At 72.7% G+C, this 13,894-nt stretch carries 14 protein-coding genes; 9 read left to right on the forward strand and 5 right to left on the reverse strand.

All coding sequences use genetic code 11. The features are described from left to right. The first annotated feature begins 147 nt into the window (after nucleotides 1-147). On the forward strand, nucleotides 148-747 hold the full coding sequence (locus tag Msi02_RS25015; RefSeq protein WP_204050510.1) for a DUF2690 domain-containing protein: 600 nt from the start codon (nucleotides 148-150) through the stop codon (nucleotides 745-747). A 131-nt stretch (nucleotides 748-878) separates the two neighbouring features. Here the strand turns inward: Msi02_RS25015 and Msi02_RS25020 are convergent, their stop codons facing one another. After that, on the reverse strand, nucleotides 879-2,102 hold the full coding sequence (locus Msi02_RS25020) for an acyl-CoA dehydrogenase family protein (RefSeq protein ID WP_204050511.1): 1,224 nt from the start codon (nucleotides 2,100-2,102) through the stop codon (nucleotides 879-881). 152 nt (nucleotides 2,103-2,254) lie between these two features. Between Msi02_RS25020 and Msi02_RS25025 the strand changes: the two genes are divergently transcribed. The 5 genes from Msi02_RS25025 (at nucleotide 2,255) to Msi02_RS25045 (ending at nucleotide 7,481) form a co-directional block, all read left to right on the forward strand. Then, a complete protein-coding gene (locus Msi02_RS25025) occupies nucleotides 2,255-3,181 on the forward strand; it encodes a LysR family transcriptional regulator (RefSeq protein ID WP_204050512.1) in 927 nt (308 codons plus the stop codon). 156 nt (nucleotides 3,182-3,337) lie between these two features. Continuing rightward, on the forward strand, nucleotides 3,338-4,471 hold the full coding sequence (gene sfnG / locus Msi02_RS25030) for a dimethylsulfone monooxygenase SfnG (RefSeq protein WP_079314923.1): 1,134 nt from the start codon (nucleotides 3,338-3,340) through the stop codon (nucleotides 4,469-4,471). Nucleotides 4,472-4,475: 4 nt separating this feature from the next. Further along, on the forward strand, nucleotides 4,476-5,708 hold the full coding sequence (locus tag Msi02_RS25035; protein ID WP_204050513.1) for an SfnB family sulfur acquisition oxidoreductase: 1,233 nt from the start codon (nucleotides 4,476-4,478) through the stop codon (nucleotides 5,706-5,708). 52 nt (nucleotides 5,709-5,760) lie between these two features. Beyond that, complete coding sequence (ssuE, locus tag Msi02_RS25040) at nucleotides 5,761-6,312, forward strand: NADPH-dependent FMN reductase (protein ID WP_204050514.1); 552 nt, start codon at nucleotides 5,761-5,763, stop codon at nucleotides 6,310-6,312. A gap of 11 nt (nucleotides 6,313-6,323) precedes the next feature. Next, nucleotides 6,324-7,481 (forward strand): LLM class flavin-dependent oxidoreductase, encoded by a 1,158-nt coding sequence (locus Msi02_RS25045; RefSeq protein ID WP_204050515.1) that lies wholly within the window; start codon nucleotides 6,324-6,326, stop codon nucleotides 7,479-7,481. A gap of 105 nt (nucleotides 7,482-7,586) precedes the next feature. Here Msi02_RS25045 and Msi02_RS25050 read toward each other — a convergent pair whose 3' ends face one another. The 3 genes from Msi02_RS25050 to fabG all read right to left on the reverse strand — a co-directional run bounded on the left by Msi02_RS25050 (nucleotide 7,587) and on the right by fabG (nucleotide 10,283). Further along, nucleotides 7,587-8,558 carry a helix-turn-helix domain-containing protein gene (locus Msi02_RS25050; RefSeq protein WP_204050516.1) on the reverse strand — a complete coding sequence of 324 codons (972 nt, stop codon included), beginning with the start codon at nucleotides 8,556-8,558 and terminating at the stop codon, nucleotides 7,587-7,589. A gap of 226 nt (nucleotides 8,559-8,784) precedes the next feature. Next, nucleotides 8,785-9,549, reverse strand: coding sequence for an enoyl-ACP reductase FabI (gene fabI, locus Msi02_RS25055; RefSeq protein WP_204050517.1), 765 nt, complete (start codon nucleotides 9,547-9,549; stop codon nucleotides 8,785-8,787). Nucleotides 9,550-9,578: 29 nt separating this feature from the next. Further along, entirely contained in the window at nucleotides 9,579-10,283 is a 705-nt protein-coding gene (gene fabG, locus Msi02_RS25060) for a 3-oxoacyl-[acyl-carrier-protein] reductase (RefSeq protein WP_079314918.1), read from the reverse strand. Between the two features lie 77 nt (nucleotides 10,284-10,360). Here fabG and Msi02_RS25065 point away from each other — a divergent pair, with 77 nt between their 5' ends. Both Msi02_RS25065 and Msi02_RS25070 read left to right on the forward strand, forming a co-directional pair. After that, nucleotides 10,361-11,854 carry a TldD/PmbA family protein gene (locus tag Msi02_RS25065; RefSeq protein ID WP_079314917.1) on the forward strand — a complete coding sequence of 498 codons (1,494 nt, stop codon included), beginning with the start codon at nucleotides 10,361-10,363 and terminating at the stop codon, nucleotides 11,852-11,854. Next, nucleotides 11,851-13,233, forward strand: a complete 1,383-nt coding sequence (locus Msi02_RS25070) for a metallopeptidase TldD-related protein (protein ID WP_204050518.1) — start codon at nucleotides 11,851-11,853, stop codon at nucleotides 13,231-13,233. Before Msi02_RS25065 ends, Msi02_RS25070 begins: the two co-directional genes overlap by 4 nt. A 27-nt stretch (nucleotides 13,234-13,260) precedes the next feature. On the opposite strand, the gene Msi02_RS25075 is transcribed toward Msi02_RS25070, so the two are convergent. Then, nucleotides 13,261-13,476, reverse strand: a complete 216-nt coding sequence (locus Msi02_RS25075) for a dodecin (RefSeq protein WP_139573056.1) — start codon at nucleotides 13,474-13,476, stop codon at nucleotides 13,261-13,263. 86 nt (nucleotides 13,477-13,562) lie between these two features. Between Msi02_RS25075 and Msi02_RS25080 the strand changes: the two genes are divergently transcribed. Continuing rightward, nucleotides 13,563-13,886 carry a DUF3099 domain-containing protein gene (locus Msi02_RS25080; protein WP_239108680.1) on the forward strand — a complete coding sequence of 108 codons (324 nt, stop codon included), beginning with the start codon at nucleotides 13,563-13,565 and terminating at the stop codon, nucleotides 13,884-13,886. Nucleotides 13,887-13,894 lie beyond the last annotated feature (8 nt).

Raw genomic sequence — 13,894 nt, forward strand, 5'->3', positions numbered from 1 at the left:
CGTGCACGCACCGGCCTGAGCCGCGCCTCGCCCGATTGATGGGTTGATGCGAACCGGCGCCGGGTGATCGCGCGTCAACACCGGACCGGGTTATCCATGCCGTGGCGGCACCGCGAGGTGCCCGGGCCACGGAAGGAGCAACTCGGGATGAGATGGAGCATCGCCCTCAGGGCGCTGGCCGTCCCGGCCGTGGCGGCCGTCGCGCTGACGACGACCGCCACCGGTGCGGTCGCCGGATCGGGAGACGGGCCGGGCTCGGGGTCGGGGTCGGGCCGGACCGGCACGGTGCGGTCCGACGACATTCCGCGCGGCGGGACCGCCGACCTCCCGCGCCACGTCTCCGACAGGCTGTGCGACCAGGGGCGGAAGAGCGCGCAGACCTGCGACGGGACCGACCCGGTCAGGAGCCGCTGCGACGACGGGGCGTACACGGTGGCCAGTTCGCGGCTCTGGTATCACGACGGCCGCGGACGGGCCACCCGGCCCGCCGGCGCCACCGTCGAGCTGCGGTACTCCCCCCGGTGCGGGACCAACTGGTCGAGGGTCACGCTCGACGAGGAGCGCACCGCGCCGGTGGGCGTTCTCGTGTGCCGTGGCGAGGGTTTCGACGACTGCACCGAGACGTACGCGACCCGCAACGGCACCGCGTACTCCGACCAGCTCTACGCGAAGGACGTGGAGGCGACGGCGTACGCGTTGTGCTGCGGCGTCTGGCCGGACATCGCCTCCGCCTGGGCCAGGGGCTGAGCCCGCCGCGGAACCGACGGTCCGCGCACGTACGCCGCATGCCACGGCGGGAGCTCGTGCCGCGGGAACGGGGGCCGGTCCCGCGGCCGTCCGGCCTCCTCCCCGCGCGGGAGGAGGCCGGACGCGCCCGGTCAGGAGTACCAGGTGGGCTCGGGGATCTCGTCGAGCAGGCGGTAGACGCCCACCTCGCGGCGCTTGTACGCCACCGGGTCGTGCAGGGTGTGGGTGCGCACGTTGCGCCAGAACCGGTCGAACCCGTATCGGGACGCGGTCGAGCGGGCGCCGGTGGCCTCAAAGACACGCGAGGTGACCTCCAGGGCCACGTCGGTGGCGCGCGCCTTGACCGCTGCCACCCGCACCTCGTGCTCCCCGCGCAGCCGGGGGGTGACCTCGTCCGGGTTGAGGTGGAACCACAGGCCCTCCCGGGCGACCTCGTCGGCCAGCGCCTCGGCGGCCCACAGCTTGGCGGTGAGGTCGCCGTAGAGGTCGATGACGTACGGCTCGTCGACCGCGCGCTCATGCCCGCCGTGCAGCCACGGGCGGGTGTGCTCCCTCGTGTACGCCAGCGCGGTCTCCAGCGCTCCCCTGGCGATGCCGAGGTAGAAGTTCACGAACACGAGCTGGATGGTCGGCACGTTGAGGGTGGCGTAGACGCGCGGCTGGAACTCCTTGTCCACGTAGCCGAGGGCGTCGCGCCACGGCACGCGCACGCCGGAGACGGTGACGCTGCCGCTCTCGGTCAGGCGCTGGCCGATGTTGTCCCAGTCGTCGTGGAAGGTCAGCCCCTCGGAGCTGGAGCGGACGATGGCGAAGACGTGCTTGTCCGTGCCCTCCAGCACGCCCTCCAGGACGGTGACGTCGGAGACCTTGCTGCCGGTGGAGAAGGTCTTGCGCCCGTCGAAGACGAGGGTGTCGCCCTCGTCGCGCACGACGATGTCGCGGTCGCGGGGGTTGACGGCCCCGCCGAAGAACCACCGGTTCCGGGCCGCGTCGGCCTCGATCCGCTCCCACTGCTCGCGGGTGCCCACCAGGCGCGCCGCCCAGTTCCAGAGGTAGTGGTAGCCGAGCAGCTGGCCGATTGAGCCGTCGGCCGCGGCCACCTCGCGGACGACGCGGTAGGCGGTGGGCCAGTCCTGTCCCGCACCGCCGTACCCGGCCGGTCCGAGCAGCGTGACCAGGCCGGAGTCCTTGAGCAGCCCGATCTCCGCGTACGGGGTCTTGGCGGCCCGATCACGCTCGGCGGCGTCCACCGCGAGGACGGCCGCCACCTCACCGGCGCGCGCGATCCACTCGTCCGGAGTGCGTGGCGCCGGGCCGTCCGTCCAGTCCGTACGGCTGGCGTGAGCGATGGTCACGTGTCGTCTCCTCTCGTGTGCGGCGCGTCGCGCCTGCTGTCGCTCACCAGGTTAGGCAACATTCTCTACTTGTTAAGTAGGAAAATTGCCGAACGGCCGGTAGGGTCGCCCTTGAACACCACCGGCGAACCCCTTTGACGAGGTGGACGACGATGCGCATCGAGCAGCTCGAGTACATCCGTGCGGTGACCCGTCTCGGCTCGCTCCGCCGGGCGGCCGACCACCTGCACCTGTCCCAGCCGGCGCTCAGCGAGACCGTGCGCAACCTGGAGCGGGAACTCGGCGTCGACCTCCTGGAGCGACGCCGGTCCGGCGCCACCATCAGCGACAAGGGCCGCGAGCTGCTGCCGTACATCAACGGCGTGCTGGAGGCGGTGGACCGCCTGCGCGGCGCGGCCGACGAGCAGCACCACACGGCCCGCATGGTCAGGCTGGGCACGGTCAACGCGGCCACGGTCCCGCTGCTGATCCCCGCCGTACGGGCGTTCCGGGAGGCCCATCCGGCGACCCAGGTCGAGGTCGTCGGCGCCCAGCAGGCCGAGATCCACCGGCGCATCCGGGAGGGGAGCTTCGACCTCGGGCTGGTGAACTACCTGAGCGGCGACGACCTGCCGCCCGACCTCGCCACGACCGAACTGCTGCGCGGCCGCCCGGTCGTGTGCGTACGGCCCGACAGCCCGCTGGCCGCGCTGCCCGCGGTCGAGGTCGCCGACCTGCTCCGCGAGCCCCTGATCGTGATGCGCTCCGGCTATGTCATGCACCGCCTGGTGCACCGCCTGCTCGGCGGGCGGGCGCCGTCGTTCTCGTATTCGACCGACGGCGCCGAGATGGGCAAGCTCATGGTCGCCGAGGGGCTCGGCGCCACCGTGCTGCCCGAGTTCAGCGTGGCCGGCGACCCCCTCCTGCGCAGCGGCGCGATCACCTACCGGCCGCTGGCGCAGCGCGTGGCGGAGGTGCTCCTGGTGATCCAGTCGCAGCGGTCGGCCTCCGGTCCCCGGGTGGCCCGCGACCTGCACCGGTTCCTCCTGGACCGGGCACGCGAGTGCCGCACCGGCGCCCGGGCCCGCGCCGCGGGGTGAAAGCCCTGCCAGTGGTGGAGTGCCAGTGGTGAAGTGCCCGTGGTGGAGTGACAGGGCGGCCCTATCACTCCCCCGCCGATCGCGTGTGGAACTCCGGACGCCGGCCGCCGTACGATCCCAATTGTCCAAGTAGGAAATGCCTGGAAGGGGTCATTCGTGTCTGCGAACGTCAGTCCCGAGCCGCTGCGGTTCGCCTACTGGGTGCCCAACGTCAGCGGCGGGCTCGTCACCAGCACGATCGAGCAGCGCACCGACTGGAGCTACGACTACAACCGGAAGCTGGCGGTGCTCGCGGAGAACAACGGCTTCGAGTACGCGCTGTCCCAGGTGCGCTACATGGCCAGCTACGGCGCCGCGTTCCAGCAGGAGTCGACGAGCTTCAGCCTGGCGCTGCTGCTCGCCACCCAGCGGCTGAAGGTGATCGCCGCGGTGCACCCGGGCCTGTGGCACCCGGCGGTGCTGGCCAAGCTGCTCAGCACCGCCGACCACCTCTCGGGAGGGCGGGCCGCCGTCAACGTGGTGAGCGGCTGGTTCAAGGGCGAGTTCACCGCCCTGGGCGAGCCGTGGCTGGAGCACGACGAGCGCTACCGCAGGGCCGAGGAGTTCATCCGCGTCCTGCGCGCGAGCTGGACCGAGGACAAGGCGCGGTTCCAGGGCGACTTCTACCGGCTGCACGGCTACGACCTGCAGCCCAAGCCGCTCTCCGGGCCGGACCGCCCGCACCCCGAGATCTTCCAGGGCGGCAACTCCACCGCGGCACGCGCCATGGCGGGCCGGGTCTCCGACTGGTATTTCAGCAACGGCAAGGACTTCGACGGCGTCACCGAGCAGATCGAGGAGGTCGGCGCGGCGGCGCGGGCCCACGGCCGCCGGGTGCGGTTCGGCCTGAACGGCTTCCTCATCGCCAGGGACACCGAGGCGGAGGCGCGCGAGACGCTGCGCGAGATCGTGGCCAAGGCCGACGTCGAGGCCGTCCACGGGTTCCGCGACGCGGTCCGCCAGGCCGGCCGGTCCACCCAGGACGGACGGGGGATGTGGGCCGACTCCACGTTCGAGGACCTGGTGCAGTACAACGACGGCTTCCGCACCCGCCTCATCGGCACGCCGGAGCAGATCGCCCACCGGGCGATCGAGTACAAGAAGCGGGGCGTCGACCTGCTCCTGCTCGGCTTCCTGCACTACCACGAGGAGGTCGAGTACTTCGGCCGCCACGTGCTACCCATCATCCGCGAACTGGAGGGCGAGCTCGCGGCGAAGGGCGCGTTCCCGGTGGAACCGGCCCGGGCCTGATCCCATGACCGATCTCACCCACGCGCCCGTTCACCCACCTGTTCACTCATCGGGGACCGCGCACGTCGTCACCGGCGACGAGGAGGCCATCGCGGTCGCCGCCGAGCTCGCCGGGCGGTTCGCGCGCGGCGCCGCGGAGCGGGACGCCCGCCGCGAACTCCCGCACGCCGAGCTGGCCGAGCTGTCGGCGAGCGGCCTCCTGGGCATCACCGTCCCCCGCGAGCACGGCGGCGCCGACGTGCGGACCGCCACACTGGCGGAGGTCGTCCGCCTGCTCGCCACCGCCGACCCCAACATCGCCCAGATCCCGCAGAGCCACTTCGTGTACGTCAACGTGCTGCGGCAGCAGGGGTCCGCGGCCCAGCGGGAGTTCTTCTTCGCCGAGGTCCTGGCGGGCAGGCGGTTCGGCAACGCCCAGTCGGAGGCGGGCACCCGGCACGTGCAGGACTACCGCACCCGGCTGCGCTCCGCCGAGGACGGCGGCTTCGTCCTCGACGGCGTCAAGCACTACTCGACCGGGGCCCTGTTCGCCGACTGGATCACCGTGCTGGCCAAGGACCCCGCCGACCGGCTCGTCGTCGCGTACGTGCCGGCCGGCGCGCCCGGCCTCACGGTCGTGGACGACTGGGAGGGCATGGGCCAGCGCACCACGGCCAGCGGCACGGTCCGGCTGGAGGGCGTGCGGGTGCCCGCCGATCGCGTGGTCCCCCACCACCTGACCTTCACCGGGCCGCAACTGCACGGCGCCCACGCGCAACTGCTGCACGCCGCGATCGACGTCGGCATCGCCCGCGCCGCGCTCACCGAGGCCGCCGAGTTCGTCCGCACCCGCAGCAGGCCGTGGTTCGAGAGCGGTCTCGACCACGCCAGCGACGACCCCCTGACCATCCAGCGTTTCGGAGAGCTGGAGGTCTCCGTACGGGCCGCGGAGGCGCTGCTCGGCGAGGCCGGGCGGGCGGTCGACCGGGCGCGGGAACGGCTCGACGACGAGACCGCGGCGGCGGCGTCCATCGCGGTCGCCACGGCGAAGGCGTTCGCCGACCCCGCGGCCGTCGGAGTCGCCGATGCCCTGTTCGAGGTGTCCGGCACCAGGTCGGCGCTCGACTCGCTGAACCTGCACCGGCACTGGCGCAACGCCCGCACCCACACCCTGCACGATCCGGTGCGCTGGAAGATCCAGCACATCGGCCGGTACGCGCTGAACCGGACCCCGCCCCCTCGGCACGGCCTGATCTGATCCCGCATCCGGCCTCATCCGAATCCGGTCCCCCTCTGACGGAGGTTCCGCCATGTCCACCATCGTCGTCCTGTCCGGCAGCCCCTCGGCGGTCTCGCGTACCGCCGCCCTGTGCGTGCACCTCGCCGACCGGCTGCGCCTCCTCGGCCACGAGGTCCGCACCGTGCATGTGCGCGACCTGCCGGCGGAGGCGCTGCTGTCGGCCGACACGGGGCACCCGCGGATCGCCGAGGTCGTCGGCCTCGTCGGCGAGGCGGACGGCGTCCTGGTCGCCTCACCCGTGTACAAGGCCGCCTACAGCGGGCTGCTGAAGACGTTGCTCGACCTGCTGCCGCAGTTCGCGTTCGCGGGCAAGGTCGTGCTGCCGATCCTCACCGGCGGCAGCCCCGCCCACGTGCTGGCCATCGACTACGCGCTGCGCCCGGTCCTGACCTCGCTCGGGGCCGACCACGTCGTGCCGGGGTGGTTCGTCCTCGACCGGCACATCGCGCTCCGCGGCGACGAGGCCGGTCTCGACCCGGACCACGCCGCGCCGCTCTACCGCGTGGTCGACGCCTTCGCCTCGGCCGTGGCCGCGCGCCGCCCGCTGCTGGCCGCCTCCTGAGGGGACCCCCGATGACACTGACGTTCCACTGGTTCCTGCCCACGTACGGCGACAGCCGCCACCTCGTCGGCGGCGGGCACGGCACGGACATCACCACGGCGGGCGGGGACCGGCCGGCCACCCTGGCCTACCTGGGCCAGATCGTGCGCGCCGCCGAGCAGCTCGGCTTCGAAGGGGCCCTCACCCCGGCCGGAGCCTGGTGCGAGGACGCCTGGCTGACCACCGCCATGCTGGTCGCGAACTCCGAGCGGCTGAAGTTCCTGGTCGCCTTCCGGCCGGGGCTGCTGTCGCCCACGCTCGCCGCGCAGATGGCCGCCACGTTCCAGCGGCACTCGGCCGGGCGCCTGCTGGTCAACGTCGTCACCGGCGGCGAGGACCACGAGCAGCGCGCCTACGGCGACTTCCTCACCAAGGACGAGCGCTACGACCGCACCGACGAGTTCCTCACGGTCGTACGCGCCCTGTGGCGCGGGGAACGGGTCACCCTTGAGGGCAGGCACGTCAGGGTCGCGGACGCCGCGCTGAGCCGAGTGCCGTCCCCGGTGCCGGCGGTGTACTTCGGCGGGTCGTCCCCGGCCGCGGGCAGGGTGGCGGCGCGGCACAGCGACGTCTACCTGACCTGGGGCGAGCCGCCCGCGCAGGTCGCCGAGAAGCTCGCCTGGATCCGGCGGGAGGCCGCCACGGCCGGCCGCGAGGTGCGGTTCGGCATCCGGCTCCACGTGATCAGCCGGGACACCTCGGCGCAGGCGTGGGCGGAGGCCGAGCGCCTGCTGTCCGCCCTGGACCCGGCGGTCATCGCGTCGGTGCAGGCGGGTCTCGCGCGCAGCGGGTCGGAGGGGCAGCGGCGGATGCTGGCCCTGCACGGGGGCCGCACGGACGCGCTGGAGGTCTCGCCGAACCTGTGGGCCGGTGTCGGGCTCGTCCGCGGCGGCGCGGGCACGGCCCTGGTGGGCAGCCACGTCGAGGTGGCCGAACGGATCGAGGAGTATCACGCCCTCGGCATCGACGAGTTCGTGCTGTCCGGTCACCCGCACCTGGAGGAGGCCTACTGGTTCGGCGAGGGCGTCCTGCCCCTGCTCCAGCGCAGGGGGTTGTGGCGGCACCCGGTGGACGCGCCCGGCGATACGCTCCCGGCCGCCATCCCGTTCGCCGGCACCGCCTCCCGGTGACGTGACGCCGTGATGTGACGCGGGACTCCCGGGCGTGCCCCGCGCACCGCGGCACCGCCGGGGGCGCAGCGCACCAGGCGAGGGGGTGAGCGCAGGCGTGCGGGATCAGCGCAGGCAGCGGGTTCTCGCGTGGGGGCCTTCCCCCTGCCCGGTGACCACCCATCCCTCCACCCAGACGCATCCGGGCGCGAGGGAGAGCATGTCCCCGTAGCTGCCCGGCGGCGTGTTGTTCGACCATTGAGAACGCACCTGGGCGTTGTCCGCCGGACGGTGCGCGGCCAGCCACACCGTGTAGAGGTGGGGGTTGTCGAAGTGCGCCGACGCCCAGGCCGTGTCGCACTCGGGGCTGCGCCGCAGCCGGAGCGTGCCGAAGCGGCTGCCGTCGGGCAGGTTCAGCGGGACGGCGTCGAGCGTGTCGATCGTGTCGAGGTCGTCGCCGCACCCGCGGGCGCGGGGGTCGTCGCCGTCCATGTCCTCGGCCCGGCTCGCGTCCCCCGCCCGGTCGGTGACGTGCTGGTTGCGCGAGGTCCAGCCGGGCGCGAGCCCCACACCGCGCGCGGCGGCGCCAAGCGCCACCGCACCGGCGACCACGAGAACGGCTGCAAGCGCGAGCAGGCGCCCGCGGCGCCGCACCCGGCCCGCGAGGCCGCCGCGCCCGGCATCCGAGCCGGCATCAGGCCCGCCATCAGGGTCGCCACCAGGTCCGGTATCGTGCCCGCCGCCGGCCTCGGCGACAGCGGGGATCGGAGACGAGGGGCCGTCGCCCGACTGGGCCGGTGCCGGCGGTTCCGGCGGTTCCGCCACCCGTCCGGAGATCTCCTCGCTGACCCGGTGCCAGCGCCGCGCCCACGCGTCCTCGTCGCCCCCGCAGGCCCGTACGAAGGCGAGGGTGACCTCCAGGCTCGGGAAGACGCGGCCGCCCGCGGCCCGCGACAGCACGGTGGGCGAGTAGTGCGCCCGTTCCGAGAGGGCCCGGTAGGTGGGCGACCCCGCCTCCTCGCGCAGCCGCCGCAACGCGACGGCGAACGCCTGTAAGGGCCCCTCCTCGGGGCTGAGGTCGCGCTCTGGTCGTCCCATGGTCCCCACACGAGTTCCGGCGGCCACGTCGCCACGGGCGACGCCGTCCGGGGGCGTACGGGGACGGGGCGGCCCGGGCACCACGCTCGCGCCTGACAGCCCCTGCCCACTCACGGGAACGGGCGGGCGTCAGACACGCCCAGATGCTAAGCGCGGAGACGGGCCGCGGCAAGATTCCGCCGCGGCCCGTGACCCGCACGAAGCGGGATGACGCGAGGGGGCGCCGTCAGGCGCCCATCGCGTGCACGCCGCCGTCGACGTGGACGATCTCGCCGGTCGTGGCGGGGAACCAGTCGGACAGCAGCGCGACGCAGGCCTTGGCGGCGGGGGCGGTGTCGGCGAGGTCCCAGCCGAGCGGCGCGCGCTCCGGCCAGGAGTCCTCGAACTCCTTGAACCCGGGGATGCTCTTGGCCGCCATCGTGCGGAGCGGGCCGGCGGCGACGAGGTTGACCCGGATGCCGTGCTTGCCCAGGTCCCGGGCGAGGTAGCGCGAGCACGACTCCAGCCCGGCCTTGGCCACGCCCATCCAGTCGTAGACCGGCCACGCCTTGGTCGCGTCGAAGTCCAGGCCGACGACCGCGCCGCCCTCCTTCATCAGCGGCAGGCACGCGACGGCGAGCGACTTGAACGAGAACGTCGAGACGTGGACCGCCGTGGCGACGTCCTCCCAGGAGGTGTTGAGGAAGTTGCCGCCCAGGCAGGACTGCGGGGCGAACCCGATCGAGTGGACGACCCCGTCCAGCCCGTCGAGGTGCGCGCCGACGCGGTCGGCGAGCGTGTCGAGGTGATCGGTGTTCTGGACGTCCAGTTCGATCACCGGCGGCGGCTCGGGCAGCCGCTTGGCGATGCGCTCGACCAGGCTGAGGCGGCCGAAGCCGGTCAGCACGACCTGGGCGCCCTCCTCCTGGGCCAGCTTCGCCACGTTGAAGGCGATCGAGGCGTCGGTGAGGACGCCGGTGACCAGCAGTCGCTTCCCGTCCAGCAAACCCATGTCCAGCTCCAGTCAGTCGGGTGTCCGGCTCAGTGGCCCATGCCGAGGCCGCCGTCGACGGGGATGACCGCCCCGGTGATGTAGGAGGCGTCGTCGCTCGCCAGGAACCTGACGACCCGGGCGATCTCCTCGGCCTGCGCCTGCCGCCCGAGCGGGATGCTCTTGCGGATCTGCTCCTGCTGCGCCTCGTCGAGCACCGCGGTCATGTCGGTCTCCACGAACCCCGGCGCGACCACGTTGACCGTGATGCCGCGCGAGCCGAGCTCACGGGCCAGCGACCGGCCGAAGCCGACCAGCCCGGCCTTGGAGGCGGCGTAGTTGGTCTGGCCCGCGGAGCCGGACAGGCCGACGACGGAGGAGATCAGGATGATGCGCCCGCGCCGCATCCGCAGCATGGGCCGCACGGCCCGCTTCGCGACGCGGTAGGCGCCGGTCAGGTTCGTGTCGATGACGTCGGTGAAGGTCTCCTCCTTCATCATCGGCAGCAGCGTGTCCTTGGTGATCCCCGCGTTGGCGACGACCACCTCGACCGGGCCGTGCTCGGCCTCGGCCTTCTCGAAGGCGGCGTCGACGTCGGCGGAGCTCGTCACGTCGCAGCGAACCCCGAACAGCCCCTCCGGGGGCTCGCCGGAACGGTAGGTGACGGCGACGGCGTCCCCCGCGGCGGCGAGCTCGCGGGCGATCGCGAGGCCGATGCCGCGATTTCCGCCGGTGACGAGAACAGAGCGAACCATGCGACCGACCGTATCGGCTACTTGGGGGTAGTCCACTTGTCCGCAGGGCACAAGATCACAGGGTTAGGATCGTGGACATGCGCCAGATCGACCCCGACTTCCTCGCCCTGCCGCTGCGGCGGCTGGCGGACGCGGCCCTGCAGCGCGCCCGTGACCTGGGAGCCGAGCACGCCTCGTTCCGGCTCGAACGCGTGCGCGCCGAGACGCTGCGCCTGTTCGACGCCCGGCTCGAGGGGTCCTCGGACGCCGACGACCTCGGCTTCGCCGTACGGGTGATCAAGGACGGCACGTGGGGCTTCGCGTCCGGGATCGAGCTGACCCCGGAGGCCGCGGCCCGGGCCGCCGAGGAGGCCGTGCGGGTGGCGGCGGTCAGCGCGCCGATCAACCGCGAGCCGGTGGAGCTCGCCCCCGAGCCGGTGTACGACGACGTGACCTGGGTGTCGGCCTACGAGGTCGACCCGTTCGACGTGCCGCTGCCGGACAAGGCGGCGCTGCTGGCGGAGTGGTCGTCCGGCCTGCTCGGCCGGGTCGACCACGTCTCCGCCTCGCTCATGCAGGTCAAGGAGCAGAAGTTCTACGCCGACACGGCGGGCACGGTGACCACGCAGCAGCGCGTGCGGCTGCACCCCGTCCTGACCGCGATGCGGGCCGACGGCGACCGGTTCGACGACATGCGCACGCTGGCCCCGCCGGTCGGCCGGGGGTACGAGTACCTGACCGGCACCGGCTGGGACTTCCCCGCCGAGCTGGCCGAGATCCCCGACCTGCTGGACGAGAAGCTCAAGGCGCCCTCGGTCGAGGCCGGGCCGTACGACCTGGTGATCGACCCGTCGAACCTGTGGCTGACGATCCACGAGTCGATCGGCCACGCGACCGAGCTCGACCGGGCGCTCGGCTACGAGGCGGCCTACGCCGGCACCTCCTTCGCCACCTTCGACCAGCTCGGCAGCCTGCACTACGGCTCGCCGGTGATGAACGTGACGGGCGACCGCACGGTCGAGCACGGCCTGGCCACCGTCGGCTGGGACGACGAGGGCGTGGCCGGTCAGTCGTTCGACATCGTCCGCGAGGGCACGCTGGTGGGCTACCAGCTCGACCGGCGGATGGCGCTGCTGAAGGGCCTCGGGCGGTCGAACGGCTGCGCGTTCGCCGACTCCCCGGGGCACGTGCCGATCCAGCGGATGGCCAACGTGTCGCTCCAGCCGGCGGCGGACGGCCCCTCCACCGACGAGCTGATCTCGCGGGTCGAGCGCGGGATCTACGTCGTCGGCGACAAGAGCTGGTCGATCGACATGCAGCGGTACAACTTCCAGTTCACCGGCCAGCGGTTCTACCGCATCGAGAACGGCCGCCTGGCCGGGCAGCTGCGCGACGTGGCCTACCAGGCGACGACCACGGACTTCTGGCGCTCCATGGAGGCCGTCGGCGGCCCGCAGACGTACGTGCTCGGCGGCGCCTTCAACTGCGGCAAGGGCCAGCCGGGCCAGGTCGCGCCGGTCAGTCACGGCGCTCCTGCGGCCCTGTTCCGCGGCGTACGGATCCTCAACACCGTCCAGGAGGGTGGCAAGTGAGCGACGGGGTGACCACACCGCAGGAGACGGTGGAGCGGGCGCTCGCGCTGAGCGAGGCCGACGGCTGCGTCGTCATCGTGGACGAGGGCTCGACCGCCAATCTCCGCTTCGCCGGCAACACGCTGACGACCAACGGGGTCGCGCGCTCGTCCCGGCTCACCGTGATCTCCGTCGTGGGCGCCGGGGTGGGGGTCGTGTCGCGCTCCGCCGTACGGGCCGAGCAGTTGGCCGACGTGGTGGTCGCGGCGGACCGCGCCGCGCGGGAGGCCCGGCCGTCGGAGGACGCCCGGCCTCTGGTGGAGGGCGCGGCCGGCGAGGGCTGGGACCGCCCGGTGGAGCCGACCTCCATCGACGTGTTCGGGGACTTCGCCCCCGCGCTCGGCGAGGCGTTCGCCGCCGCCGACGCCTCGGGACGCAGGCTGTACGGCTTCGCCGAGCACAGCATGACCTCGACGTTCGTCGGCTCGTCCGCGGGACTGCGGCTGCGCCACGACCAGCCGACCGGCCGGCTCGAACTGAACGCCAAGTCGGCGGACATGACGCGCTCGGCGTGGACGGGCGTGGCCACCCGCGACTTCTCCGACGTGGACGTGGCCGCGCTGGACGAGACGCTCGTCCGGCGGCTCGACTGGGCCAAGCGGCGGATCAGCCTGGAGCCGGGCCGCTACGAGACGCTCCTGCCGCCCACGGCGGTCTCCGACCTGATGATCTACCTGTACTGGTCGGCCGGCGCGCGGGACGCGGCCGACGGCCGCACGGTGTTCTCCCGGCCCGGCGGCGGCACCCGGGTGGGCGAGCGGCTCTCGACGCTGCCGGTCTCGCTCCACAGCGATCCGGCCCGGGCCGGCGTCGAGTGCGCGCCGTTCGTCGTCGCGCACTCCTCCAGCCGGGAGCAGTCGGTCTTCGACAACGGCCTGCCCCTGGCCCGCACCGAGTGGATCAGCGACGGCACCCTGGCCAACCTCGTGCAGACCCGGCACTCCGCCGAGCTGACCGGCCTCGCCGCGACCCCGCAGATCGACAACCTGATCATGACGGGACCGGACGGCGGCCGCTCGCTGGAGGAGATGATCGCCTCGACCGAGCGGGGCCTGCTGCTGACCTGCCTGTGGTACATCCGCGAGGTCGACCCGCAGTCGCTGCTCCTGACCGGGCTGACCAGGGACGGCGTCTACCTGGTCGAGAACGGCGAGGTCGTGGGCGAGGTCAACAACTTCCGGTTCAACGAGTCGCCGGTCGACCTGCTCGGCCGCCTCACCGAGGTGGGCCCGAGCGAGCAGACGCTGCCGCGCGAGTGGAACGACTGGTTCACCCGCGCCGTCATGCCGCCGGTCCGGGTGCCCGACTTCAACATGTCGACGGTCAGCCAGGCCAGCTGAGTCCCATTCGACGTCCTGCTCGACGTCCTATTCGGTGTCCTCGAGGCGGAAGCCCACTTTCATGCCGACCTGGAAGTGGGCCACCTCGCCGTCCACGATGTGCCCGCGAACCTCGGTCACCTCGAACCAGTCCAGGTGGCGCAGCGTCTGCGCGGCCCGCCTGACGCCGTTGCGGATGGCCTGGTCGACGCTCTCGGCCGAGGTGCCCACTATCTCGGTCACCCGGTAGGTGCGGTCCGACATGACGTCCTCCTGCCTGTGCCTGTCGCGTGATCGTATCGCTGGTGCGGGGGTCACCCCCGCCTCCCCCGGGGTCTACCGTGGAAATCGTGAATCCATGGCGCTGGTTGCGAAAAGACCGCCCGGTCGTTCACCAGGTGACGGACGCCCAGCCGTCGCTGTCCGACGACGTGCGCAAGCGGGAGATCAGTTACCTCATCAAGATGGGCATCCGGCTCGTCTGCCTCATCCTGGCGGTGGCGGTGCCGGCCCCCTGGCCCGTCAGGGCCCTGTTCGTCGCGGGCGCGGTTCTTTTGCCATACGTTGCCGTTATCGGGGCCAATCAGAGAGGTCACGAGCCTCCTCCGCCCCCAGACTTGACCTCGCCTAACCAAAACGAGATACCACGCCATCGACGCGAGATCGGGTCGTGACAAAGTCT

Source organism: Microbispora siamensis (assembly GCF_016863095.1).
Lineage (GTDB): Bacteria > Actinomycetota > Actinomycetes > Streptosporangiales > Streptosporangiaceae > Microbispora > Microbispora siamensis.

Excerpts from the sequence above, each read along its gene's own strand:
- Msi02_RS25015 (WP_204050510.1), top strand. The coding sequence starts at position 148 with ATGAGATGGAGCATCGCCCTCAGGGCGCTGGCCGTCCCGGCCGTGGCG.
- Msi02_RS25025 (WP_204050512.1), top strand. The coding sequence starts at position 2,255 with ATGCGCATCGAGCAGCTCGAGTACATCCGTGCGGTGACCCGTCTCGGC.
- Msi02_RS25035 (WP_204050513.1), top strand. The coding sequence starts at position 4,476 with ATGACCGATCTCACCCACGCGCCCGTTCACCCACCTGTTCACTCATCG.
- ssuE (WP_204050514.1), top strand. The coding sequence starts at position 5,761 with ATGTCCACCATCGTCGTCCTGTCCGGCAGCCCCTCGGCGGTCTCGCGT.
- Msi02_RS25045 (WP_204050515.1), top strand. The coding sequence starts at position 6,324 with ATGACACTGACGTTCCACTGGTTCCTGCCCACGTACGGCGACAGCCGC.
- Msi02_RS25050 (WP_204050516.1), bottom strand. The coding sequence starts at position 8,558 with ATGGGACGACCAGAGCGCGACCTCAGCCCCGAGGAGGGGCCCTTACAG.
- fabI (WP_204050517.1), bottom strand. The coding sequence starts at position 9,549 with ATGGGTTTGCTGGACGGGAAGCGACTGCTGGTCACCGGCGTCCTCACC.
- fabG (WP_079314918.1), bottom strand. The coding sequence starts at position 10,283 with ATGGTTCGCTCTGTTCTCGTCACCGGCGGAAATCGCGGCATCGGCCTC.
- Msi02_RS25065 (WP_079314917.1), top strand. The coding sequence starts at position 10,361 with ATGCGCCAGATCGACCCCGACTTCCTCGCCCTGCCGCTGCGGCGGCTG.
- Msi02_RS25075 (WP_139573056.1), bottom strand. The coding sequence starts at position 13,476 with ATGTCGGACCGCACCTACCGGGTGACCGAGATAGTGGGCACCTCGGCC.